The organism is Nocardioides sp. T5, assembly GCF_048161455.1.
Classification (GTDB): Bacteria; Actinomycetota; Actinomycetes; order Propionibacteriales; family Nocardioidaceae; genus Nocardioides.
In genome coordinates this window covers 3674555-3697626 of the sequence record NZ_CP182415.1, presented here as the reverse complement: position 1 = coordinate 3697626, position 23072 = coordinate 3674555, and the positions used below count along the sequence as shown (strand labels likewise).

Here is a 23072-nt window from a genome sequence, read left to right as displayed (position 1 = left end):
CCGCCTGTCAGCGGGCTGCCCGGTTGAGCCGGGCCGCCTCCCGGGTCAGGTGGGTGCGCTCGGGGAGGTTGGTCGCGAGCTCCGCGGCCTCGGCGTAGAGCCGCGCGGCGGTGTCGCGGTCGCCCGCCCTCTCGTGGAGGTACGCCGCTGCGGCGCGGTGACGGGGCACGTCGGGGTCCACCTCGGCGAGCGCCGCGAGGCCCGCCCGGGGACCGTCTGCCTCGCCCACGGCAACGGCCCGGTTGAGCCCAACGACCGGGCTGCCGGTCAGCGCCAGCAGCTCGTCGTACCACTGCACGACCTGCACCCAGTCGGTCTCCGCCGCGCTCGGGGCGTCGGCATGGAGGGCAGCGACCGCCGCCTGGAGCTGGTACTCGCCGCGTCGCTGCTGCGCGAGCGCGGCCTGCAGGACCGCGACGCCCTCCTCGATCAGCGCGGTGTCCCACAGCGAGCGGTCCTGGTCGGCGAGCGGGACGAGCGTCCCGTCCTCGCGCCGGCGCGCGGGGCGCCGCGCGTGGTGGAGCAGCATGAGCGCGAGCAGCCCGGCTGTCTCGGGGTCGCCGGGACGCAGCCGCGCGAGCTCGCGCGTCAGCCGGATCGCCTCGGCGGCGAGGTCGACGTCCCCGGTGTAGCCCTCGTTGAAGACGAGGTAGAGCACCCGCCGCACCGTGGCGAGGTCGCCCGGCCGGTCGAACGACTCGCCCGCCACGGTGCGCTTCGCGCGGCTGATCCGCTGCGCCATCGTCGCCTCGGGCACGAGGTAGGCCTCGGCGACCTGCCTCGTGGTGAGCCCCGCCACCGCGCGCAGGGTCAGCGCGACTGCCGAGGTGGGCGTCAGCGCCGGGTGGGCGCAGAGGAAGAACACCTGGAGCGTGTCGTCGACCGACCCGGTCGGGCCCGGCTCCGGCTCGAGGTCGACCGCGAGCTCACGCCGCTGCCGCGCGGTCTCGGAGCGTACGACGTCGAGGAAGCGCCGCCAGGCGACGGTGACCAGCCAGCCCTTCGGGTCGCGCGGCGGGTCCTCGGGCCACGACCTCAGCGCCTCGAGGAGGGCGTCCTGGACCGAGTCCTCGGCCGCCGCGAAGTCGGCTCCGCGGCGGACGAGGATCGCGATGACCTGCGGCACGACCCCACGTAGGACGACCTCGTCCACGGGTCGGCTCACTCGATGGTCTCGGAGTGGTGCTGCAGGAACGGTCGCACCTCGAGCCACTCGTGGATCGGCTTCCCTCCGTGGCCGGGGGCGGCGGACAGCTCACCGGCGAGCTCGATCGCCCGCTCCTTGCTCTCGACGTCGATCGCCATCCAGCCGGCGATCAGGTCCTTGGTCTCCGCGAAGGGCCCGTCCACGGCCGGTGGCTTGCCGGGGCCGTCGTGACGCACCCACATGCCCTCGGGCGCCAGGGCCTGGCCGTCGACGAATTCCCCGGTCTCGCGCAACCGGTTGGCGAAGTCGTCCATGTACTGGATATGGTCATCGACCTCCCCGGGCGTCCACTGGTCCATCGGGACGTCGTTCACGCCGGCGGGGGCACCGCGGTAGTGCTTGAGGAGCAGGTACTTCGGCATCTCGGATCTCCTTTCACGTGCGGCCCATTGTGGCCGCGTCCACCCCGGGGACGGAGCCGTCGAGCGGTTCTCGACATGGTGGGGCGGATCTCTTCCGGGATGTCTTGGCAGCCTCACGGGCGGCGCACAGGTCGTCCACAGCAAACCGGCCGAGGCTCGAGCCATGAGCGACGACACGCCCCGGCCCGAGAGCCACGACGAGACCCAGCCCGTGCGGCCCGCAGGCGCGCAGTCCGCGGTGCCCACCCCGCCGCCGTCCGACGACGCGGCCGACGCGGCCGACGCGGCCGACGCACCCGTCGCGACCGGGTCCGGACGACGCGGGTTCCGGGAGCGCTTCCGGGCCGCCCGGCAGTCGGACGGCCAGCGCGCCTACAGCCTCGGTGCGCTGATCGCCTCGGCCCTCGCCGGGATCATCGTCGGCGGCCTCGGCCTGGCGACCGTCCAGGCCGTGACCGACGACGGTCCGGGCGACCGCGGCGGCTGGGTGCAGCGCGACGACGACCGCGGTCCGGGTGGTCGTGACGGGATGCGCGGCGGTCCCCGCGGCGTACCGGGCCAGCTGCCGCCCACCACCGCGCCCGAGGACGACGAGGGCTCGGCCTCGTGACCCGGGCCAGCGAAAACCCGGTTGCCGCGGTGGGCGAGAATGGCGCCCGTTGTGAAGATCACCTACCCGGCCGAGCTCCCGGTCTCCGCGCGCCGCGAGGACATCGCCACTGCCATCCGTGACCACCAGGTCGTCATCGTCGCCGGCGAGACCGGGTCGGGAAAGACCACCCAGCTGCCGAAGATCTGCCTCGAGCTGGGCCGCGGGCTCGGGTCGGCCGACGGCGGCAAGCTGATCGGCCACACCCAGCCGCGGCGCATCGCCGCCCGGTCCGTGGCGGAGCGGATCGCCGAGGAGCTGGGCACCGAGCTCGGCGACGTCGTGGGCTACCAGGTCCGCTTCACCGACCGCACCAGCCGCGCCAGCCGGGTCAAGCTGATGACCGACGGCATCCTGCTCGCGGAGCTGCAGCGCGACCGCGACCTGCGCAAGTACGACACGATCATCATCGACGAGGCCCACGAGCGGAGCCTCAACATCGACTTCCTGCTGGGCTACCTCAGGCGCCTGCTGCCGCGCCGGCCCGACCTCAAGGTCATCATCACCAGCGCGACGATCGACGTCGACCGCTTCGCCGCCCACTTCAAGGCGCCCGTGGTCGAGGTCTCGGGACGTACGTATCCCGTTGAAGTCCGCTACCGCCCGCTCCTCGAGCTGCCCGAGAACGACGAGGAGGGCGAGCCGGTCCAGCGTGACCAGACCGAGGCGATCCTCGACGCCGTGCGCGAGCTGTCGGCCGAGGGACCCGGCGACGTGCTGGTCTTCCTGCCGGGCGAGCGGGAGATCCGCGACACCGCCGACGCGTTCGACGCGCTGCAGGGCTCATCGGGACGGGGCGACCGGCTCGAGGTCGTGCCGCTCTACTCCCGCCTGAGCGCGGCCGACCAGCACAAGGTCTTCTCCAGCCACTCCTCACTGGTGCGCCGCGTCGTGCTCGCCACCAACGTCGCCGAGACGTCGCTGACGGTGCCCGGCATCCGGTACGTCGTCGACACCGGCGTCGCGCGGATCAGCCGCTACTCGGTGCGCACCAAGGTGCAGCGCCTGCCGATCGAGCCGATCAGCCAGGCCTCGGCCAACCAGCGGTCCGGGCGCTGCGGCCGCGTGTCCGAGGGCATCGCGATCCGGCTCTACTCCGAAGAGGACTTCGAGGCACGGCCGGAGTTCACCGACCCGGAGATCCTCCGCACCAACCTCGCCAGCGTCATCCTCCAGATGGCCTCCCTCCGGCTCGGCGACATCGCCCGCTTCCCCTTCGTCGAGCCGCCCGACCGCCGCAACGTCAAGGCCGGCACCGACCTGCTCGAGGAGCTCGGCGCGGTTCAGTCGGTGGTCGAGGAAGGACGAAGTCCTGTCACGAGACCCGGGTCTCGTGACGGGCGCCAGGGCGCCCTCCTCGACCAGCGGGGGAAGGGCGTCCGCCTCACCGACGTCGGCAGGCGCCTCGCCCGGCTCCCGATCGACCCGCGGCTCGGCCGGATGATCCTCGAGGCCGAGCGCCTCGGTTGCCTGCGCGACGTGCTCGTCATCGCCGCGGCCCTGTCCATCCAGGACCCGCGCGAGCGGCCGGAGGAGCAGCGGGCACAGGCCGACCAGCTGCACGCCCGCTTCAAGCACGAGACCAGCGACTTCCTCACCTGGCTCAACCTGTGGCGCCACCTCAAGCAGCAGCAGAAGGAGCTCTCGTCGAGCGCCTTCCGGCGGATGTGCAAGCGCGAGCACCTCAACTACCTGCGGATCCGCGAGTGGCAGGACTACGAGTCCCAGCTGCGCCAGGTCGCCAAGGAGATGAAGCTCCACGTCGGGCACCCGTCCGACACCCCCGACGAGGACGGCATCCACCAGGCCCTGCTCTCCGGCCTGCTCAGCCACGTCGGCGCGCTCGAGGAGCGCGACAAGGGCAAGCCGGGGGAGCGGCGTCCGATGCGCGAGTACCTCGGCGCCCGCAACGCCCGCTTCGCGGTCTTCCCCGGCAGCGTCCTCAAGGGGCGCAACCCCGACTTCCTGATGAGCGCCGAGCTCGTCGAGACCTCGCGGCTGTGGGCCCGGCAGAACGCCGCCATCAAGGCCGAGTGGGCCGAGCGCCTCGGCGCGCACCTGGTCAAGCGCAGCTACTCCGAGCCGCACTGGTCGCGCAAGCGCGCCGCGGTGATGGCGCGCGAGCGGGTCACCCTCTACGGCGTCCCGCTGGTCGCCGACCGCCTCGTGCAGTACGGCCGCATCGACGCAGCCCTGGCCCGCGAGCTCTTCATCCGCCACGCCCTCGTGCAGCGCGAGTGGGACTCCCGGCACCGGTTCCTCGCCGAGAACACCCGCCTCCTCGAGGAGGCCGAGGAGCTCGAGCACCGCGCCCGGCGCCGCGACATCGTCGTCGACGAGGAGACGCTCTTCGAGTTCTACGACGCCCGCGTCGGCGCCGACGTGGTGAGCGGGCAGCACTTCGACCAGTGGTGGAAGCGCGCGCGGCAGAAGAAGCCCGACCTGCTCACCTTCGACCCGGCGATGCTGACCCACGACACGGCCGACGACGTACGGGCCACCGACTTCCCCACGGCGTGGCAGGACTCCGACGAGGCGGGGCTGACCTTCCCGATCAGCTACCACTTCGAGCCCGGTGCCGCCGACGACGGCCTGACCATCGACGTCCCGGTCGCGACGCTCAACCGCATCGAGGCCGACGACTTCTCCTGGCTGGTGCCCGGCCTGCGCGAGGAGCTGGTCACCGAGCTGATCCGCTCGCTGCCCAAGAACCTCCGCGTCGCGATGGTGCCCGCGCCCAACACCGCCCGCGAGTTCCTCGCCGCGACCCCGCCCGGGGCGGAGCCGCTGCTGGACGCCCTCGAGCGCTTCGCACGGAGCACCCGGAGCCTCGTCGTCCCGCGCGAGGCGTGGGACTGGTCCAAGGTGCCGGCCCACCTCCGCCCGACCTACCGGGTGGTCACCGAGGAGGGCGCCGAGGCCGGTCGCGGCAAGGACCTCGACGCACTCAAGGAGCCGCTGCGGCCGACCTTCGAGCAGGCGATGGCCGACGTCGCGTCCGACTCGGGCGTCACCGCGACGGGCCAGACCGCGTGGACCTTCGGCACCGTCGAGGAGTCCTTCGTCCAGCGCCGCGCCGGCCACGAGGTCCGGGGCTTCCCGGCCCTCGTCGATGAGGGGACGACCGTCGGCCTGCAGGTGCTCGCGACGGCCGACGAGGCCGCCGCGCAGCACCGCCTCGGCGTACGTCGTCTGGTGCTCCTCGCGCTCGGTCCGGCCGCCCCGGTGGACGATGTGCTCGCCGCCGCGGGCCTCGACCAGCGCGCCAAGCTGGCCCTCGTGGGGTCGCCGTACCCGTCGGTGGCCGACCTCCTCGACGACCTGCGCGCCGGCATCGTCGGCGAGGTCGTCGACCAGCGGCCGACCGTGCGGGACGAGGCGGCGTACGACGACGTGGTGACCGCCTCCCGCGAGGCCGTCGCGTCGGGGCTGGGGCCTGCGGTGCACGACGTGATGCGGGTGCTGGAGGCCTGGCGCACCACCGACAAGGCGATCTCCGGGCGGGCCGACCTGGTGACCCTTCCGGCCCTGACCGACATGCGCGCGCAGGTCGGCCGCCTGATGGCGCCCGGCTTCGTGGGGGAGGCGGGCGTCCGTCGGCTGCGTGACTACCCGCGCTACCTCTCCGCCGTGACCCACCGCCGCGAGCGGCTCGACGGCCAGGTCGCCCGTGACCGCCAGCTGATGGACCAGCTCGCCGGCCTGCAGGAGGCGTGGCTGCACGCCGTCGCCGCGGTCCCCGACGGGCAGCCCGTGCCGCAGCACCTGCGCGACGCGCGGTGGCTGCTGGAGGAGTACCGCGTCTCGCTCTTCGCCCAGCAGCTCGGCACGGCCACCAAGGTCAGCGACCAGCGGATCCGCAAGGTGATGGCGCGCACCGGTTGAGTGCGCCCGCGGTAGTGGTCGCCACCAGGCTGCGCACTCGACCTAGGGTGGAGCGGTGACCGGCCGCCAGCACCACCGCCCGATGACGCCCGGCGACGGGTTCTTCGCCGACATCGTGGGCGGCGCCGACCCCGCGCAGGTGCGCGAGGCCGGTGACCTCGCCGCGACCGTGCTCGTGCGCGGCGCCCGCGCGTCCGACGACCCCGAGCTCGCCGAGCGCGTGGTCCACCTCGCTGAGACCGAGGGGCTCGAGACCCTTGCCGAGGTGTGGTCGGGTGCCCCCGCCGACACGCTCGCGGGGAGCCTGTGGCGGCTGTTCCTGCTGCGCTCGTGGGTGCACGCCGACCCGGAGCGGGTCGCCGTCGACTACGAGGCCGGGCAGCGCCGCGTCGACGTCGCCCGCGTCGTCGCCGGGGTGGCCGACCCGCCCGGTCCCGACGAGCTGCGCCGGATGGTCGACGAGGTGCTGCGCGGGATCACCCGGGGCGACTTCGCGGTCACCCTCTTCCGCGCCGCCGCCTTCGCCCGCATCGTCGCGGCTGGTCGCGCGACCCTCGGCAGCGCCACGCACCAGGAGATCACCCGGATGCTCGCCCTGTCGGAGCAGCTCGAGGCAGCCGGACAGGTGGAAATCAGGGACACGCTCGCCTGAGGCGTTAAAATGTCCGTGAGTGCGCCGGGCTGTGGCAGCCCCGGGTCCCAAAATAAGCCGCTACGAGCGGCCACGCGCCGTGAGGCGCTCCCGGTCCGGCGCACTCACTCACCCGCCCGGTCCGCCACTAGGCTCGCCGGGTGAGCATCGCCAAGCGCATCAGCGCGTTCTTCTCCGGCTCCTCGACCCCGAGCAGCACCCCGAGCAGCACCGGGAGCACGCCCCCGAGCGGCACCGCGGCCGGGGCGTCGTACGCCCCCGAGATCGACGGCGAGCCCGACCCCGGCGAGGTCGTGTGGGCGTGGGTGCCCTACGAGGACGACCCGAGCCAGGGCAAGGACCGGCCCGTGCTGGTCCTCGACACCGCGGGGGACGGGCCGGACGACGGCTGGGTCGGGCTGATGCTCAGCAGCCAGGACCACGACCGCGACGCCGAGGACGAGGCCCGGTGGGGCCGGTACTGGATGGACGTCGGCACCGGCGGCTGGGACTCCCAGGGCCGGCCCAGCGAGGTGCGGCTCGACCGACTGGTCCGCCTCGAGCGCGGCGCCGTACGACGGGAGGGGGCCGCGCTCGACGAGACGATCTTCACGTCCGTCGTGGAGGCTCGGCGTGGTCTCTCCCGATAGGGTCTGGCCGTGTCTCGCTCCTCCTTGCGCCGCAGTGCCCTGCTCGCGACGGCCCTCACGGTCGCGCTGACGACGGCTGCGTGCACCGGGGACGCCGAGCCCGACCCGCAGCCGACCCCGTCGCCGAGCGCCGGTCAGTCCGGCAAGCCGACCGAGAAGCCGCGCGAGGTCACCTTCGGCGCCTACGGCACCGAGGAGGAGGTCGCGGCCTTCCAGAGCGTCGTGGACTCCTTCAACGCCGAGTCCACGACCCGCAAGGTCACCCTGCAGTCGTGGCCCGACCACGAGTCGGCGCTCGAGGACGTGCTCGCCGGCAACGCCCCGGACGCCTTCCTCACCTCGCGCATCGACCTCGACCAGCTCGTCGACGCCGAGGCGCTCCAGCCGGTGAGCCTGCTGCTCGACGAGCGGGGCGTCGACTTCGGGGACCGCTTCTCGCGCGACGCCGTCGACGCCTTCGCCATGGACGACGAGCTCCAGTGCATGGCCTACTCGGTGTCCCCGATGGTCATCTACTACAACACCGACGTCGTCGACTTCGACAAGATGGAGCGTCGGGAGTACGACGTGCCGACCGCCAACGACGAGGGCGTCCGCGAGCGGTGGACCCTCGCGGAGTTCGGCGCCGCCGCGCAGTTCGCCTCGCGCCGCGGTGACCGCCGCGGGGTCTGGATCGACCCGACGCTGCAGGGCCTGGCGCCCTTCATCTACTCCGGTGGCGGGCAGGTCTTCGACGACGACGACGCGCCCACGTCGCTCGCCTTCAGTGACGACTCGACGCGCGAGGCGCTCAGCGAGACCCTCGCCATCCTGCGCAACGCCACGCTCACGCCGACCAACGCCCAGCTCGCGCGCGCGACGCCGGTGCAGCTGTTCAAGCGCGGCGAGCTCGCGATGGTCGCCGGCTTCCGCAACCTCGTGCCGGAGATGCGCGAGGCCGAGGACCTCGACTTCGACGTCCTGCCGATGCCCGTCATCGACGACCGCGCCACGGTGGGTGACATCAGCGGACTGTGCCTGTCCGCGGACTCCGAGGTCACCGGCGACGCCGCCGACTTCATCGCCTACGCCGTCTCCGACGAGGCCATCGCGACCGTGGCCTCGACGGGCTACATCGTCCCGGCCAACACCTCGGTCGCCGCCTCCGACGACTTCCTCGCGCCCGGCCAGGAGCCCGCCAACGCGGCCGCGTTCAACTCGAGCATCCGCTACATGGTCGTGCCGCCCTTCATCGACCAGCGCGAGGAGCTGGTCGATGCCGTGACGCCGCTGCTGGACCAGCTCGTCACCGCGCCCGGGGTGCTCGACCTCGAGACGACGACGGAGCAGATCGACGAGGTCTCGCGGACCATCCTGTCCCCCGAGGAGACCGAGACCGAGACCCCGGAGCCGACGGAGTCCCCGTCGGAGTAGGCGGACCTGCCCCGGCCTGCTCCGGCCTTACTCCCGCTCGGCCCCGAGGATCGCGCCCACCAGCGCGCCGGTGACCAGCTCGGCCTGCCAGGCGCGGGCGCCGTACGACGCCAGCTGGGCACGGACGGCCTCGGCCAGCTCGGCCGGCTCACGGGTCGCCGGGGGCGCCCACATCAGCCGCCGGAGGTAGTCGGGGGTGAGCAGGTTCTCCACCGGCAGGTGGTGCACCTCGGCGAGGTTGAGCATCGCCTCGCGGGCGGCCTTGAAGCGGCGGTCGGCGACCGGTTCGCGCTCGGCCCAGGTGCGCGGGTGCGGGGGGCCCTCGCCGCGGGGAGCCCGGGTGGGCAGGTCGTCCTCGTCCATCTCGCGGACCCGGCGCAGGGCCTCGACCCAGGTCGCGGCGTAGCGGCTGGCGCCTCGACCGTGGAAGCCCTGGGTGGCGAGCAGCGCGCGGCGGTCGGTGGGCATGGCCGTCGCGGCGACCACGATCGCGGAGTCGGGCAGGATCCTCCCCGGTGTGACGTCGCGCTCGGCGGCGATCTCGTCGCGCGCCTCCCACAGCGCCCGGGCAGCGCCGAGGGCGCGGCGGCCGCGCAGCCGGTGCACGCCGGACGTACGACGCCACGCGTCGACCCGCACGGCCGGCTCGAAGCCCAGCAGGTTCTCGAACTCCTGGCGGGCCCACTCGGTCTTGCCGGCCCGCTCGAGCTCGGTGGCCATGTGCTCGCGGAGCTCGAGGAGCACCTCGACGTCGAGTGCGGCGTACTCCAGCCACGACTCCGGCAGCGGGCGGGTGGACCAGTCGGCGGCCGAGTGCTCCTTGCGCATCCGCTGGCCCAGCACCGTCTCCACCAGCGTGGCCAACCCGACGCGGGGGTAGCCCAGCAGGCGTCCGGCGAGCTCGGTGTCGAACAGGCTGGTCGGGGTGAGGCCGACCTCGCGCAGGCAGGGGAGGTCCTGGGTGGCGGCGTGGAGGATCCACTCGGAGCCGGCGAGGGCCTCCTGCAGGGGTGCCAGCGTCGACATGCCGATGGGGTCGACGAGCCACGTGCCGGCGCCCTCGCGGCGCAGCTGGATGAGGTAGGCGCGGTTGGAGTAGCGGTAGCCCGAGGCCCGCTCGGCGTCGATGGCGGTCGGTCCGGTCGCGCCCGCCAGCGCGGCGCACGCCTCGAGCAGGCCGGCGTCGGTGTCGACGACGTCGGGGAGGCCGTCGCGCAGCTCGAGGAGTGGGGCGGGCGGCGCCTCGGGTTCAACGTCGGGAGCGGCGTCGGGAGCGGCGTCGGGAGCGGCGTCGAGAGCGTTGTCGGCCACGGCGTCAGGAGCGGCGTCGGGCTCGGGCCCGCCGTCGGGGGAGTGGTCAGCGATGTCGGGCATCGGGTCAGGTGCCGCGCTGTCCGCGTCGGCTGGGGATGGCCGTGACGCCCTCGGGCACCGGGGGCAGGCCGACGGCCGTGCACATCAGCTCGCCCCACGCCTCGACGTGGGCGGTCATGTCGAGCCCGCCGTCCTCGTCGACGTCGGGCGTCCACGAGGCACGGATCTCGACCTGGGCGGAGCCGTCCTCGTCGGCCATCCCGCCGAAGCTCTCGGTGGTGACGCAGGTGACCGTGCCGGAGGCCGCGTGGTGGCCGGCGCCGTGGGCGTCGAGCGCCTCGACCAGCCACGACCAGCCGACGGCGGCGAGCATCGGGTCGGCGCCGAGCTCGGGGTCGATGTCGGCGCGCGCGTAGGCCACGCAGCGGAACGTGCCGTCCCACGCGTCGTTGCCGGCGGGGTCGTGCAGCAGGATCAGGCGACCGGTGCCGAGGTCCTCCTCGTCGACCGTGACGTCACCGCTGAGCGCCGACGACCAGGGCGCGATGCGCTGGGGCGCGGGCATCTCCTCGCAGAAGACCTCCGGGCGCAGCGAGGCCCGACGCATCGACTCCACAGCCGCGCGGAACTCCGCGGGCCCAGCCGCGGCAGCACTGCCCGGGTGGGTCTCGTGACGGGCCACCATGAGGTCAGAGTAGGCCAGCGCCCGGCTCTGCCGATGTGCCGCCACGCCGCCTGACCTGCGAAGATTCGCGGGTGACCGACGCCGTACCCACGCCCCATCCCGGACTGGCCCAGAGCCCCTTCCTCGCGGCGGCACGCGGGGAGGTCCCGTCCCACACCCCGGTCTGGTACATGCGGCAGGCGGGTCGTTCGCTCCCGGAGTACCTCAAGGTCCGCGAGGGCATCGGGATGCTGGAGTCCTGCATGGACGCCGACCTGGTCACCGAGATCACCCTGCAGCCCGTGCGCCGCTACGGCGTGGACGCGGCGATCTTCTTCTCCGACATCGTGCTGCCGCTGAAGGCGGTCGGCGTGGACCTCGACATCAAGCCGGGCGTCGGGCCGGTCGTCGCCTCGCCGGTGCGCACCCTCGCCGACGTGGAGGCGATTCCCGACCTGACGCCCGAGCACGTGCCGTTCATCTCCCAGGCGGTGCGCCAGCTCGTCGCCGAGCTCGGCGCGACGCCGCTCATCGGCTTCGCCGGCGCGCCCTTCACCGTCGCCTCCTACCTCGTCGAGGGCGGTCCGTCGAAGGAGCACGCGAAGACCAAGGCGATGATGTTCGGCGCTCCCGACGTGTGGGACGCGCTGATGCGCAAGATCGCCGGGATCGCCTCCACCTACCTCCGCATCCAGGTCGAGGCGGGCGCCTCTGCCGTGCAGCTCTTCGACTCCTGGGCCGGTGCCCTCACGCCTGCCGACTACCGCGCCTCCGTCATGCCGCACTCCGAGCGGGTGCTGTCCGCGGCCGGCGAGCTCGGGGTGCCGCGGATCCACTTCGGTGTCGGCACCAGCAACCTGCTCGGCCTGATGGGCGAGGCCGGCGCCGACGTGGTCGGTGTCGACTGGCGTACGCCGCTGGAGCAGGCGATCCCGCTCGTCGGCGACCGGGTCGTGCAGGGCAACCTCGACCCGACCCTGGTCTTCGCGCCCACCGAGGTGATGACCGCCCGGGCGGCCGAGATCATCGAGGCCGGCCGCGCCGCCAAGGGCCACATCTTCAACCTCGGCCACGGTGTCATCCCTTCGACGGACCCGGGTCAGCTCGCGGCGCTGACCGACTTCGTGCACGGCTGCTGATCGGCGTCACCGCTCACTCGGTGCTGTCGGCCGCCACCCGCGGCGCGGGAGTGCGGCGGCGTCGTACGACGAGCCAGACCGGCAGCCCGAGCACCAGGGCCACCGCCGCGAAGGGCAGGAGCGCGCCGAGGACGGTGGACAGCACCGTCACCACCGCACCGAGGGCCTTCGAGCCGCCGTCGAGCCCGGCGAGGAAGCCCGTGGGCCGCTCCTCCTCGGGCTCGTCCTCGACGACCTGCTGGGTGGAGATGTCGACGGTGATGGTCGACAGCGACGTCTGGTCGGCCAGCCACGACTGCTGCGACTTCAGCGAGTCGAGCTCGGCCTGCCGGCCGGTGAGCTGGGACTCGATCCAGATGACGTCCTTGAGGTCGCGGGCGTCGGCGAGCAGCAGCTCGACCCGGCGCAGGCTGGCCTCCTGGGCGCGGACGCGGGCGCCGTTGTCGATGACCTGGGTGGTCACGTCCTCCGAGCCGCGGTCGGACGAGCGGAGCACCCCGACCTGCTCGAGCGCCGACATCGTCTCCCCGAACTTCGCGCTCGGCACGCGCACGACCATCCGCGCGTAGGAGGTGTCGCCGTCGGAGTCGGTCTCGGTGGTCTCGTCGGTGATCTCACCACCCTGCGCGTCGACGACGCGCTGCACGTCGCGGCGGGTCTCACGGACGTCCTCGCCCGCGAGCGAGACGGTCCCGCTGGAGATGACCGACCGCTGCATCTCCGGCGTGGTCGGGCCGTCGGCGGCGCCGGAGTCGTCGCCCTGCGGGGCTGACCGGTCCGCCCCGGACGAGGTGTCCGCCGAGCTGTCGGCCGAGCTGCCCCCGGAGTCGCTGGACGTCTCGCTCGACGCCTCCCCGGAGACGGCGTCGCCGCCGCTGTCGCTGTCGCTGGAGGAGCAGGCGGCCAGGAGGGCCGTCATGGTGAGGGCGGTGACGAGTCCGGTGAGGAGTCCCGCGGTGCGGGAGCGGGTCGCGGTGAGGGTCATGGCCGTCCGACGCCGCCGCGACGGGCGCCGGTTCCGGTCTCGGCGCAGCCGTGACGCAAACGTGACCCGTCAGTAGCGCTGTGTCTGTCGCACGACCGGCTTCTCCGCGGTCTTCTTCGCAGGGGCGGCCTTCTTGGCAGGCGCGGCCTTCTCGGGAGGTGCCACGGTGTCGGTGGGCGCCGCCTTCTTCGCCGCGGTCCGCTTCGCTGGGGTCCGCTTCCTGCTCGGTGCCCGCGCACCCGCATCGCTCGGAGCCTGCGCAGGAGGCGCCGCAGCCTCGGTGGAGGCCGACTTCGCGCCGGTCCTGGCGGCGGTCTTGGCAACGGTCTTGGCGGCGGTCTTGGCGGCAGTCTTGGCAGCGGCCTTGCCGGGAGCCTTCGTCGACGCCGTTCCCTTGCGGCGCACGCGCATGCTGTTGCCCGTACCGGACGTCTCGAGGTAGGGCTGGTCCGCCACCAGCGTGCTGAGCCGGGCAGCGCTGCCGCCGAACGTCCGTGCGTCGAAGGAGGGATGGGTGCGGTTGAGCTGGTTGCCGAGGGCGCCGAGGCTGGCCCAGCCCTCGTCGTCGGAGACGGCGTTGAGGGCGCGGGTCAGGGCGCTCTGCAGGTTGATCCTGGGCGGCCGCGCGACCTCGGCGTCGTCGAGACCCGCGTCGGTACGACCGGTGTCGCGGTCGTCGTCGCGGTCGTCGTCGCCCTCGTCGTCGCTCGACTGCTCCTCGCTCTGCACGACCTCGAGGTCGATGAACTTGTCGCAGGCGTACTTCAGCGCGTCGGGTGCCTTGTTCTCGCCGAGCACGTAGACGGTCTTGCCCGACTCGCGCAGCCGGTGCGCGAGGCTGGTGAAGTCGCTGTCGCTGGTGACGAGCGCGAACGCCTCGACGTTGTCGTCGTAGAGCAGGTCCATGGCATCGATGACCAGGGCCAGGTCGGTGGAGTTCTTGCCCATGGTGAAGGCGTTCTGGTGCATGGCGCGCAGGCCCATGCTGTTGAGCTTGCGGGACCACTGGGTCAGGTGCGGGTTGGTCCAGTCGCCGTAGACGCGCTTGATCGTCGGCGTGCCGTACTTCGCGACCTCGCTCAGCAACGCCTCCGCGTAGGAGGGCCTGGTGTTGTCGGCGTCGATCATGACGGCGATCCGGTCAGAGCTCACGGTGGCGTCCACACCAGCACCCTAGGCTGATGACGTGGGATGGGACGCGGTCGTGGTCGGTGGAGGTGTCGCCGGGCTCGTCGCGGCTCGAGGACTGGCAGCCGCTGGGCGTGACGTCCTCCTCCTCGAGGGATCCCCGCACATCGGCGGCAAGCTGCGCAGCGCCGAGGTCGCCGGGCTCACCGTCGACGTCGGCGCCGAGGCCATGCTCGCCCGTCGGCCCGAGGGCCTGGCGCTCGCCGAGGAGGTCGGTGCCGCAGTGGTGCACCCGACGCCCGCCACGTCGGCGGTCTGGTCGCGGGGCGCGCTCCGTGCGATGCCGCGCTCGCTGATGGGCGTCCCCTTCGACCTCGACCAGCTGGCCGCCAGCGGTCTCCTCAGCCCGGAGGGGCTGGCCCGCGCCGGAGCCGAGACCGACGCCCCCGTCGACGACGACGTCTCGGTCGGCGACCTGGTGGCGGCACGCCTCGGCGACGAGCTCGTCGACCGGCTCGTCGAGCCCCTGCTGGGCGGGGTGTACGCCGGCCACGCCCGTCGCATCTCCGCCGCCGCGGCCGTCCCCCAGCTCCTCGCCATGGCCCGCCGCGGCAGCCTGCTCGAGCTGGCCGCGGCCGTGCCCACCTCGACCGCCCCGGTCTTCGCCTCCCTCCCCGGCGGCATGGGCCGCCTGCCCGGCCTCGTCGTCGACGGGGGAGGCTTCGAGGTGCGCACCTCGGCGACCGTCCGGGCCCTGCGCCGTACGTCCACCGGCTGGGCACTGACCGTCGGCCCCACCACCAGCGCCGAGACGATCGAGGCCGACGCGGTCGTGCTCGCCACGCCCGCCGCGGCCACCGCCCGCCTCCTCGGCGAGGTGCTCCCGGACGCCGCGGCGGAGCTCGCCGCGGTCGAGGCCGCCAGCGTCGCCGTCGTCACGCTCGCCTTCCGGGCCCAGGACGTGCCCGACACACTCTTCGACCGGTCCGGCTTCCTCGTGCCGCCGGTCGAGCGGCGCACCATCAAGGCCTCGACCTTCTCCTTCGCCAAGTGGGCGTGGGTGCGCGACCTCGACCCCGACGTCGTGGTGCTCCGCACCTCCCTCGGACGCCACCGCGAGGAGGCCACCCTCCAGGCCGGCGACGAGGGGCTGGTGCGGGTCTCGCTCGCCGACCTCGCCGCGCTCGCAGGCATCACCGCCCGGCCCGTCGACACCCACGTGCAGCGGTGGGGTGGCGCCCTGCCGCAGTACGGCGTCGGCCACCTCGAGCGGGTCGCGCGGATCCGTGCCGCCGTCGGCGGACAGCCGGGGCTCGCGGTCTGCGGGGCGGCGTACGACGGTGTCGGCATCCCCGCGGTGATCGGCTCGGCCCGGCAGGCCGTGGCCTCGGTCACACGGGCAGAATGAACCCATGAGCGAGTCCACCCCGACCTCTGCCGAGACGCAGACCAACGCCGCCCGCACGCGGGAGCTCAACGACACCATCCGCTACACGATGTGGTCGGTCTTCCGGCTCCGCGACGTCCTGGGCGACGACGCCGACCGCGCCGCCGAGGCGACCGACCTCGAGGCGCTCCTCGAGGTGCTGGCGGAGCAGGACGTCGTCGTGCGCGGGATCTACGACGTCAGCGGCCTGCGTGCGGACGCCGACGTCATGGTGTGGTGGCACGCCGCCGACTCCCAGCAGCTGCAGGGCGCCTACAACGCGTTCCGGCGCACCGCCTTCGGTCGCCGCCTCGACCCGGTCTGGTCGCAGATGGCGCTGCACCGTCCGGCGGAGTTCAACAAGTCGCACATCCCGGCGTTCCTCGCCGACGAGGAGCCCCGGGCCCACGTGTGCGTCTACCCGTTCGTGCGGTCCTACGAGTGGTACCTCCTCGACGACGCCGAGCGCCGCCGGATGCTCGCCCAGCACGGCCAGCAGGCCCGCGGCTACGCCGACGTGCGCGCCAACACCGTCGCCTCCTTCGCGCTCGGCGACTACGAGTGGCTGCTGGCCTTCGAGGCCGACGAGCTGCACCGCATCGTCGACCTGATGCGCGACCTCCGTGCCTCCGACGCCCGCCGCCACGTGCGCGAGGAGGTGCCGTTCTACACCGGCGCCCGCGTCACGCCGAAGGAGCTGCTCGACCGCCTGCCCTGACGCGGCTGGTGCTGACGCGGGAACGGCTCGGGCCGCAGTAGCGTCGGAGCATCATGAGGATCCTCGCCGCTGCTGCCGTGCTGACCGTCCTGGGCGCCGCCACCGCCTGCTCCACCGAGGCGGAGATGAAGGCCGTCGACCCGTCCGGGTCGGACGCGGCCGCCGACGCGTCGTCGGGGGAGGCGGGGGAGGCTCCGACGCCCGTGCCCGACGGGGAGGTGCGCACCAGCGGCCTGGTGATGGTGCTCGATGACGGCGACGGCCCGGAGATGTGCCTGGCCGGCGTCGCCGAGTCCTACCCGCCCCAGTGCGGTGGGCCCGGGCTCGCCGACTTCGACTGGGGCGACGTGGGCTCCGAGGAGGCCTCGGGCGTGCGCTGGGGCTCCTACGCCCTGACCGGCACCTACGACGGCTCCACGTTCACCGTCACCGACGCCATCCCCGCCGCGCTCTACGACACGATGGCCGAGCCCGAGGTGCAGCCGCTCGCGGCCGCGTGCGAGGAGCCGAGCACGACCGACACGGCGAAGGCGACGCCGGAGGACCTGGACGCCACGCTGGCCGCGGCCTCCGCGCTGCCGTCGTACGCCTCCGCGTGGCTGACCGGCAACACCATCAACGTCGCCGTGACCGAGGACCCCGAGGGTGCTGAGGAGAAGCTGCGCGAGACCTGGGGCGGGATGCTCTGCGTGACCACCGTCGAGCGCACCGACGCCGACCTCAACGCGGTCAGCCAGGAGCTGCAGGCCGCGCTCGGCGAGCAGCTGCTGACCAGCGGCTCGCTCTCGCCCGACTCGCTCGACGCACAGGTCGTCTACGACGACGGCACGGTGCAGGAGTGGGCCGACGCGACGTACGGCGACGGGCTGGTGCGGGTCAGCTCGGCGCTGGTCCCGGTCGAGGGCTGACTACTGCTTCTCGTTGAGCGTGATGCTGATCGAGTTGATGCAGTAGCGGTCGCCGGTGGGCGTGCCGAAGCCGTCGGGGAAGACGTGGCCGAGGTGCGAGCCGCACTTCGCGCAGCGGACCTCCACGCGCTTCATGCCGTGGGAGGTGTCCTCGATGTACTCCACGGTGTCGGTCATCGGCTGGTAGAAGCTGGGCCAGCCGCAGCCGGAGTGGAACTTCGTGTCGCTGGTGAACAGCTCCGACCCGCAGGCCTTGCAGGAGTAGGTGCCCTGGGTCTCGGTGTCGGTGTACTCACCGGTGAACGCTCGCTCGGTGCCGGCCTGGCGGAGCACGGCGTACTCCTCGGGGGTGAGCTCCTCGCGCCACTGCTCATCGGTCTTCTGCACGTCGTAGGCCATGCCGCCAGTTTACGGAGGCGCTCCAGCGGCCACCCCGGCTAGGGTCGTGACATGGCGAAGGCGTCGGAGGCGTACGTCCGGGCGGGGGAGCGCGAGGTCAGGATCTCCTCGCCCGACCGCGTGATCTACGAGGCGACCGACCGCACGCCGGCGGTGACGAAGCTGATGGTGGCGGAGTACGTCACCAGCGTCGAGGACGGCCTGATGCGCGCCCTGCGCGACCGGCCGACGGCGCTCGAGCGCTGGACCTCCGGCGTCCGCGAAGGCATGAAGCTCGCGACGGGTCCGCAGGACCGCAACGCCGACGCGTTCTACCAGAAGCGGGTGCCCAAGGGTGCTCCCGACTACCTCGAGTCCGTCGAGATCACCTTCCCGTCCGGGCGCACGGCCGAGGAGATCTGTCCGACCGAGATCGCGGTGCCCGTGTGGTGCGCGCAGATGGGTGCGCTGACCTTCCACCCGTGGCCGGTGCGCCGCACGGACGTGGACCACCCCGACGAGCTGCGCATCGACCTCGACCCGCAGCCGGGTACGACGTTCGCCGACGCCGTACGGGTGGCGGGCGTCGCGCGCGAGCTGCTCGCCGACCTCGGCATGACCGGGTTCGCCAAGACGTCGGGCAACCGCGGGATCCACGTCTACGTCCGGATCGAGCCGCGCTGGGACTTCGGCGAGGTGCGCCACGCCGCGATCGCCTTCGGCCGCGAGCTGGAGAAGCGCGACGACGGGGTCACGACCGCGTGGTGGAAGGAGGAGCGCGGGGAGCGGATCTTCGTCGACTTCAACCAGAACACCCGCGACCGCACGATCGCCTCGGCCTACTCCCTGCGACCGCTCCCGGGCGCGCCCGTGTCGACGCCGCTCGCGTGGGACGAGCTGGCCTCGCTCACCTCACCGGCGGACCTCAACCTGTTCTCGGTGCCGTCGCGCCTGGCCGTCGACGGCGACCCCTGGGCCACCATCGACGACGTGCACCACTCGCTCCAGCCGCTGCTCGACCTGTGGGACGAGCACCCGGTCGAGCTCAACTACCCGCCCGACCACCCCAAGATGCCCGGCGAGCCGCCTCGCGTGCAGCCGTCGAAGAAGGTGGCCGAGCACTGGGACGCCGACGGCAACCGGATCGCCGACTGAGCGCCGACCCGGTCAGACCCTCTCGCGCGGAGCGCGCAGCGCGAACCCGATCAGGGCGAGCACGATGCCGACGACGATCGCCATCGCGGCGACACCGAATGCGACGACCGAGGTGAACAGCGAGGCCTGCAGGAACGCCGAGTCCATGGCCACGGCCCGGTTGGGGTCCTCGCGGTCGAGCTCGGCATAGGTCTTGCCGCCCGTGATCTCCAGGGTGTGCTGGTCGATGATGTCGGCCTGGCAATAGGCCGAGATCGGTCCGTTCACGCCGTCCCCCGCCGCACAGCTGGCGTCGTCGGACACGGTGATCCTCTGGTCGGCCAGGGTCGTGGACACGATGATCCAGGTGACGACCCCCGCGACGGCCATGACGATGCCCACGATGATGGACGTCAACGCCGCTACCTTGCGCATGAGCTGCTCCCTCCCGGCCCGCCCCGCGGGACCGACGCCGCGTGCACCTGCACGCTCAGACGAATGTCGAGCCCGAGGCGCCCTGGTGCCACCCCCGTGACGGGTGATGCGGGCGCGCGGCCTAGGACCTCTCCCAGGGGGCCGGGACCGGGAAGTACTGCTCGAGGAAGTCGTGGAGCAGCGCGTCGGCGCGCTCCTCGTCGAAGGCGGCGAGGAGGTTGTCGGCGATGCAGAAGAAGTCGCGGTCGCGCCGGAGCATCTGCTTGAGCTGCACGGGCAGCTGCTGGTGGCCGAGGTCGACGTAGCCGTGGTGGGCGCCGGCGCGGAACGCCTGGCCGGTGACGAGCCCGTAGCTCTGCGCGAACGACGACAGCATCGACAGGTCGGTCTCGGAGCGGAACGGCGCGTGGGTGGTGCGCTCGACCTCGTCGGGGAAGCGGGCCGCGATCTCCTCCAGCGTCGTACGGCGCTGCGGGTGGGGGCTGTGCATCATCGTGTGGGTCAGCGTGACCCCGAAGGCCTCGGCGAGCACGCGGCGGTTGTTCTGCGCGGCGGTCAGGTAGGGCCGGTCGTCGGTGCCCGGCAGCCCGACGGCGCGGTGGTCGGCGACGAAGGCGGCGTACTGCCCGCCGGGGGCGAAGAAGTGCTCGGGGCGTCGCGGCCGTCCGAGGAAGACGTCGTCGTTGACGTAGACGAAGTGGTCGGCGAGGTCGGGCACGGCGTGCAGCCGGGTCTCGATCGCGTGCGAGCTGAAGGTCGGCAGCGCCGACCCGGGGAGGATCTCGCGGTGGTCGACGACCCTGACGCGGTCGTGCGTCGTGTCGAGCCACGACGGCACCTGCCCGGCGGTCACGAGGTGGATGCGCCGCACCCACGGGGCGAAGAGGTGGATGCTGCGCATCGAGTAGCGCAGCTCGTCGCGGCTGCGGTAGCGAGAAGCCCCGCCGGCGCGGTCGCTCGGGGTGCCGCCGAGCTCGCGGATCCGCTCGTCGCGGGCGGTGAGCCACGCCTCGTCGTCGCCGTCGACCCAGGTGTAGACGACGTCGACGTCGAAGCGGACGTCGTCGATCGTCGGCAGCGCCATCACCTCGAGGGTCGGGACCTCGACGTCCTCGACGCGGATCGTCGTGCGAGGCGTGCCGGCCGGCACGCGGTCGCCCCAGCGGTTGGGACCGGGTGCGAGCAGGTCGCCGTCGGGCGACTCCTCCCAGAACTGCACGCTGATCTCGACGCCCTCGCCGAGCACGCCGTCGTGACCACCGCGCATCGGCCACGGCTCGAGGAGGAGCGTGGCGGTCCGGGTGCGCGCCAGCTCGGACGTCATCACCGCGACGGTGCCGCGGCGCTCGGGCCAGCCACGCTCGGCCGGCTCGCGCACCGACAGCCAGTCGGGCACCGACCCGGAGGCCAGCGCGGACAGGAAGGCGCCGCGGCGTGACGACGGGACGACGACCACCGGGTGCGGGTCGAGCCCGCGGGCCGGCAGCACGAACCAGCCGTCGCCGGTCGCGGCGGCCGCGGAGGTCAGCGCCCGCAGCGACGTCGTACGCGCCTGGGCGGGGGTGACGCCCGCGGCTCCCGTGGTCTCGGGCAGGTCGCCGAGCGGCCCCGGCCGCAGGCCGTGCAGCACCCGGCGCGGGGCGAGCGGGTCGGCGCGGCGGGCGACGGCGGTGCGGAAGGTCTCGACCCACTGGCGGGCCAGCACCTCGCCGTCCCAGCGGAGCGAGCGCTCGAGCGCGGCGGCGCCCAGACGGGCCCGCAGGTCGTCGTCGGTCGCGATCCGGAGCATCGCCGCGGCCAGCGCCGCCTTGGACGCCGGGGGCACGAGGAGCCCGTCGACGTCGTGGGTGATCATCTCGCGCGGGCCGGACGGGCAGTCGTACGACACCGGCGGCACGCCCGCCGACATCGCCTCCTGCAGCACGAGCGGGTAGCCCTCGCCGCGGGAGGCGAGGACGGCGACGCTGGTGCGGGCCCACTCGGCGGCCAGGTCGTCGGTCGAGCCGGGCAGGTGCACGCGGTCCTCGAGACCGAGCTTGCGCACCTGCGCGGCGAGGTTGTCGGCGCGCGGCCCGTCGCCCCAGATCGTGAGCGTCCAGCCCGGGACCTGCTCGTGGATGCGCCAGAAGGCGTCGACGACGTGCTCGAACTGCTTCTCCGGCGCGAGCCGGCCGGCCGTCACGAACGTCCGCTGGTCGAGCGAGGAACGGGCCTGCGGGCGGGAGGGCAGCGGGTTGGGGATCACCTGGAGCTCGGGCGCCGCGCCGCCGAGGCGCCCCGCCAGCCAGCGCGACATCGACTCGGTCAGCGACACCACGACGTCGGCGCGCGGCGCGAACTGCAGCAGCGCGCCGAGGTCGTTGACCCGGCTGGAGGACGCGCGGTGCTCCTGGTGCACCAGCGCGACGTCGGCCGGTGCGAGCTGGGCGACGGCGGCCAGCAGCTCGGGGGTGGTCGTGACGAGCACGTCGGCCTCGATGCCGCCGAGCGCCTCGCGCATCGTCGCGTCGGTGAGGCCGTTGTAGAGCGCGTCCCAGCTGCGCGGCACGATCGTCGACTCCCGCTGTCCCAGCTCGGCCGGGTGGTCGCCGGTGATCGCGACGGGACGCTCCGGGCGTACGTCGACGAGGTAGGTGACCTCGACGCCGTCGGCCAGCGGGTAGTGCGTCGCGTCGCCGCTGCGCGTGACGCTGAGGATGCGCACGCGGTGCCCCTCGCCGAGCCCGACCAGCGCGTTGGCCTGCTCGATGCCCGACCGGGCGGTGCCACCCATGCCGTCGGCGTTGAAGAGGACGTAGACGACGTCCAGCGGGCCGTCGCCACGCGCCCGGCGCATCGCGGAGCGCACCTTCCCGCCGAGCCTGTCGGTCAGTGCCACGTGGTCCTCAGTCCTGTCCGGGAGCGGGTCGCCACGATCCTAGGGGGAGCAGCACCGGCCGCTAGGGTGACCCGCATGCCGACGTCGTCCACCCCGCTGGTCCTGGTCTCCGGGTCCGGTCGCAGCGGCACCAGCTCCCTCGCCGGCACGCTGAAGCGGCTCGGCCTCCACGTGCCGCAGCCCGAGGTCGAGGCCTCGGAGACCAACCCGCGCGGGTTCTACGAGCCGCAGTGGGTCATCGACTTCCACAAGCGGCACCTCAAGGAGCTCGCGCTCTTCAACATCGACAGCCGTCCCGCGGCCGTCGACATCGTCGCGCGCCACGTCGAGACGGGCGCGCCGACGGCGGAGCTCCACGAGTGGCTCGCAGGCCAGCTCGACGCCCCGCAGATCGTCGTCAAGGACCCGCACGCGTTCTGGTTCGCCCAGGTCTGGGAGGTGGTCAGCGCCGAGCTCGGCGCCGACCTGCGCTGGCTGACCGCGCTGCGCCACCCCGCCGAGGTGGTCGGCTCCCGCGACATCGCGTACCTCTCCAGCCAGTCCGAGGAGCTCCGCCTCACCAAGGAGACCTCCAACGTCGCCGGCTGGGTGCACGCCGCGCTGCTCACCGAGCAGGCCGGACGCGGGTCGAAGCGCTCCTTCGTGAGGTACGTCGACCTGCTGGCGGACTGGCGCTCGGCGCTGGTGCCCGTGCAGGAGCAGCTCGAGCTCGAGCTCAACACGGACCTCGGGTCCACCGAGCACCACGCGGTCGACGACTTCATCGAGCCGTCGATGCGCAAGTCGCAGCTCACCTGGGACGACGTCCGCACGCCCGACTGGCTGCGCGACATGGCCGAGGAGGTCTGGCAGCTGCTCGGCGTGCTCACCACGACCCCGCACGACCCCGGCACGCTCGCGCGGCTCGACGAGATCCACGAGGACTACCGCACGCGCTACGCCGACGCCGTCGCGCTCACCTTCGACCACACCAAGGCCGAGTCCACCCTCGCCGGCCGACAGGCGCGTGACGCCCAGCGGGCGACCGTTCAGCAGCTGCGCCGCGACCTCGAGCAGGCCCGCAGCGCGCCCGCACCCGCCGTCGGCGGCCGGGAGGCGGCCGCCATCATCCGCCGCGCCGTCGTACGCCGCGTCACGCGCCGCTGAACTGCCTGACAAGTTCAGGAAT

The 23072-nt window shown here is 73.2% G+C and carries 20 protein-coding genes; 11 read left to right on the top strand and 9 right to left on the bottom strand.

Translation table 11 applies throughout. The features are described from left to right. Nucleotides 1-7: 7 nt before the first annotated feature. Both ACNKF0_RS18070 and ACNKF0_RS18065 read right to left on the bottom strand, forming a co-directional pair. Nucleotides 8-1153, bottom strand: coding sequence for an RNA polymerase sigma factor (locus ACNKF0_RS18070; RefSeq protein WP_416954226.1), 1146 nt, complete (start codon nucleotides 1151-1153; stop codon nucleotides 8-10). A gap of 8 nt (nucleotides 1154-1161) precedes the next feature. Further along, nucleotides 1162-1569 (bottom strand): YciI family protein, encoded by a 408-nt coding sequence (locus ACNKF0_RS18065; RefSeq protein ID WP_416954225.1) that lies wholly within the window; start codon nucleotides 1567-1569, stop codon nucleotides 1162-1164. Nucleotides 1570-1732: 163 nt separating this feature from the next. Between ACNKF0_RS18065 and ACNKF0_RS18060 the strand changes: the two genes are divergently transcribed. From ACNKF0_RS18060 to ACNKF0_RS18040, 5 genes are all read left to right on the top strand, one after another. After that, a complete protein-coding gene (locus ACNKF0_RS18060) occupies nucleotides 1733-2179 on the top strand; it encodes a hypothetical protein (protein WP_416954224.1) in 447 nt (148 codons plus the stop codon). A 39-nt stretch (nucleotides 2180-2218) separates the two neighbouring features. Continuing rightward, nucleotides 2219-6103: an ATP-dependent RNA helicase HrpA gene (hrpA, locus tag ACNKF0_RS18055; RefSeq protein WP_416954223.1), complete on the top strand. Its 3885-nt coding sequence runs from the start codon at nucleotides 2219-2221 to the stop codon at nucleotides 6101-6103. Between the two features lie 55 nt (nucleotides 6104-6158). Beyond that, the gene (locus ACNKF0_RS18050; RefSeq protein ID WP_416954222.1) at nucleotides 6159-6755 is read left to right on the top strand and encodes a hypothetical protein; all 597 of its coding nucleotides are present in this window, start codon (nucleotides 6159-6161) and stop codon (nucleotides 6753-6755) included. A gap of 140 nt (nucleotides 6756-6895) precedes the next feature. Continuing rightward, nucleotides 6896-7384, top strand: coding sequence for a type II toxin-antitoxin system PemK/MazF family toxin (locus ACNKF0_RS18045; protein ID WP_416954221.1), 489 nt, complete (start codon nucleotides 6896-6898; stop codon nucleotides 7382-7384). A 9-nt stretch (nucleotides 7385-7393) separates the two neighbouring features. Next, nucleotides 7394-8797 (top strand): extracellular solute-binding protein, encoded by a 1404-nt coding sequence (locus tag ACNKF0_RS18040; RefSeq protein WP_299925842.1) that lies wholly within the window; start codon nucleotides 7394-7396, stop codon nucleotides 8795-8797. 27 nt (nucleotides 8798-8824) lie between these two features. On the opposite strand, the gene ACNKF0_RS18035 is transcribed toward ACNKF0_RS18040, so the two are convergent. Both ACNKF0_RS18035 and ACNKF0_RS18030 read right to left on the bottom strand, forming a co-directional pair. Further along, the gene (locus tag ACNKF0_RS18035; RefSeq protein WP_416954220.1) at nucleotides 8825-10171 is read right to left on the bottom strand and encodes a ribonuclease D; all 1347 of its coding nucleotides are present in this window, start codon (nucleotides 10169-10171) and stop codon (nucleotides 8825-8827) included. Between the two features lie 4 nt (nucleotides 10172-10175). After that, entirely contained in the window at nucleotides 10176-10796 is a 621-nt protein-coding gene (locus tag ACNKF0_RS18030; RefSeq protein ID WP_299925838.1) for a DUF3000 domain-containing protein, read from the bottom strand. 71 nt (nucleotides 10797-10867) lie between these two features. Between ACNKF0_RS18030 and hemE the strand changes: the two genes are divergently transcribed. Next, a complete protein-coding gene (gene hemE / locus ACNKF0_RS18025; protein ID WP_416954219.1) occupies nucleotides 10868-11914 on the top strand; it encodes a uroporphyrinogen decarboxylase in 1047 nt (348 codons plus the stop codon). Between the two features lie 13 nt (nucleotides 11915-11927). On the opposite strand, the gene ACNKF0_RS18020 is transcribed toward hemE, so the two are convergent. Beyond that, nucleotides 11928-12899 carry a DUF4349 domain-containing protein gene (locus ACNKF0_RS18020; protein WP_416954218.1) on the bottom strand — a complete coding sequence of 324 codons (972 nt, stop codon included), beginning with the start codon at nucleotides 12897-12899 and terminating at the stop codon, nucleotides 11928-11930. A 69-nt stretch (nucleotides 12900-12968) separates the two neighbouring features. After that, nucleotides 12969-14063 carry an NYN domain-containing protein gene (locus ACNKF0_RS18015; RefSeq protein WP_416954217.1) on the bottom strand — a complete coding sequence of 365 codons (1095 nt, stop codon included), beginning with the start codon at nucleotides 14061-14063 and terminating at the stop codon, nucleotides 12969-12971. A gap of 22 nt (nucleotides 14064-14085) precedes the next feature. Between ACNKF0_RS18015 and hemG the strand changes: the two genes are divergently transcribed. The 3 genes from hemG to ACNKF0_RS18000 are packed head-to-tail and all read left to right on the top strand — an operon-like array spanning nucleotide 14086 to nucleotide 17079. Further along, a complete protein-coding gene (gene hemG / locus ACNKF0_RS18010; RefSeq protein WP_416954216.1) occupies nucleotides 14086-15435 on the top strand; it encodes a protoporphyrinogen oxidase in 1350 nt (449 codons plus the stop codon). Between the two features lie 4 nt (nucleotides 15436-15439). Next, entirely contained in the window at nucleotides 15440-16171 is a 732-nt protein-coding gene (gene hemQ, locus ACNKF0_RS18005; RefSeq protein WP_299925828.1) for a hydrogen peroxide-dependent heme synthase, read from the top strand. Between the two features lie 53 nt (nucleotides 16172-16224). Continuing rightward, nucleotides 16225-17079, top strand: coding sequence for a hypothetical protein (locus tag ACNKF0_RS18000; protein ID WP_416954215.1), 855 nt, complete (start codon nucleotides 16225-16227; stop codon nucleotides 17077-17079). Here the strand turns inward: ACNKF0_RS18000 and msrB are convergent, their stop codons facing one another. Beyond that, nucleotides 17080-17478 (bottom strand): peptide-methionine (R)-S-oxide reductase MsrB, encoded by a 399-nt coding sequence (msrB, locus tag ACNKF0_RS17995; protein ID WP_299925824.1) that lies wholly within the window; start codon nucleotides 17476-17478, stop codon nucleotides 17080-17082. Between the two features lie 51 nt (nucleotides 17479-17529). On the opposite strand from msrB, the gene ACNKF0_RS17990 reads away from it, so the two are divergent. Further along, nucleotides 17530-18612 (top strand): DNA polymerase domain-containing protein, encoded by a 1083-nt coding sequence (locus ACNKF0_RS17990; RefSeq protein ID WP_416954214.1) that lies wholly within the window; start codon nucleotides 17530-17532, stop codon nucleotides 18610-18612. 12 nt (nucleotides 18613-18624) lie between these two features. On the opposite strand, the gene ACNKF0_RS17985 is transcribed toward ACNKF0_RS17990, so the two are convergent. Both ACNKF0_RS17985 and ACNKF0_RS17980 read right to left on the bottom strand, forming a co-directional pair. Further along, nucleotides 18625-19008 carry an aromatic ring-opening dioxygenase LigA gene (locus tag ACNKF0_RS17985; RefSeq protein WP_416954213.1) on the bottom strand — a complete coding sequence of 128 codons (384 nt, stop codon included), beginning with the start codon at nucleotides 19006-19008 and terminating at the stop codon, nucleotides 18625-18627. A gap of 139 nt (nucleotides 19009-19147) precedes the next feature. Next, nucleotides 19148-21904: a stealth conserved region 3 domain-containing protein gene (locus ACNKF0_RS17980; RefSeq protein WP_416954212.1), complete on the bottom strand. Its 2757-nt coding sequence runs from the start codon at nucleotides 21902-21904 to the stop codon at nucleotides 19148-19150. A gap of 75 nt (nucleotides 21905-21979) precedes the next feature. On the opposite strand from ACNKF0_RS17980, the gene ACNKF0_RS17975 reads away from it, so the two are divergent. Beyond that, nucleotides 21980-23050 carry a sulfotransferase family protein gene (locus ACNKF0_RS17975; protein WP_416954211.1) on the top strand — a complete coding sequence of 357 codons (1071 nt, stop codon included), beginning with the start codon at nucleotides 21980-21982 and terminating at the stop codon, nucleotides 23048-23050. Nucleotides 23051-23072 lie beyond the last annotated feature (22 nt).

Excerpts from the sequence above, each read along its gene's own strand:
- ACNKF0_RS18000 (WP_416954215.1), top strand. The coding sequence starts at position 16,225 with ATGAGGATCCTCGCCGCTGCTGCCGTGCTGACCGTCCTGGGCGCCGCC.
- ACNKF0_RS18020 (WP_416954218.1), bottom strand. The coding sequence starts at position 12,899 with ATGACCCTCACCGCGACCCGCTCCCGCACCGCGGGACTCCTCACCGGA.
- ACNKF0_RS17990 (WP_416954214.1), top strand. The coding sequence starts at position 17,530 with ATGGCGAAGGCGTCGGAGGCGTACGTCCGGGCGGGGGAGCGCGAGGTC.
- ACNKF0_RS18060 (WP_416954224.1), top strand. The coding sequence starts at position 1,733 with ATGAGCGACGACACGCCCCGGCCCGAGAGCCACGACGAGACCCAGCCC.
- ACNKF0_RS18030 (WP_299925838.1), bottom strand. The coding sequence starts at position 10,796 with ATGGTGGCCCGTCACGAGACCCACCCGGGCAGTGCTGCCGCGGCTGGG.
- msrB (WP_299925824.1), bottom strand. The coding sequence starts at position 17,478 with ATGGCCTACGACGTGCAGAAGACCGATGAGCAGTGGCGCGAGGAGCTC.
- ACNKF0_RS18035 (WP_416954220.1), bottom strand. The coding sequence starts at position 10,171 with ATGCCCGACATCGCTGACCACTCCCCCGACGGCGGGCCCGAGCCCGAC.
- ACNKF0_RS18065 (WP_416954225.1), bottom strand. The coding sequence starts at position 1,569 with ATGCCGAAGTACCTGCTCCTCAAGCACTACCGCGGTGCCCCCGCCGGC.
- ACNKF0_RS17975 (WP_416954211.1), top strand. The coding sequence starts at position 21,980 with ATGCCGACGTCGTCCACCCCGCTGGTCCTGGTCTCCGGGTCCGGTCGC.
- hemQ (WP_299925828.1), top strand. The coding sequence starts at position 15,440 with ATGAGCGAGTCCACCCCGACCTCTGCCGAGACGCAGACCAACGCCGCC.
- hrpA (WP_416954223.1), top strand. The coding sequence starts at position 2,219 with ATGGCGCCCGTTGTGAAGATCACCTACCCGGCCGAGCTCCCGGTCTCC.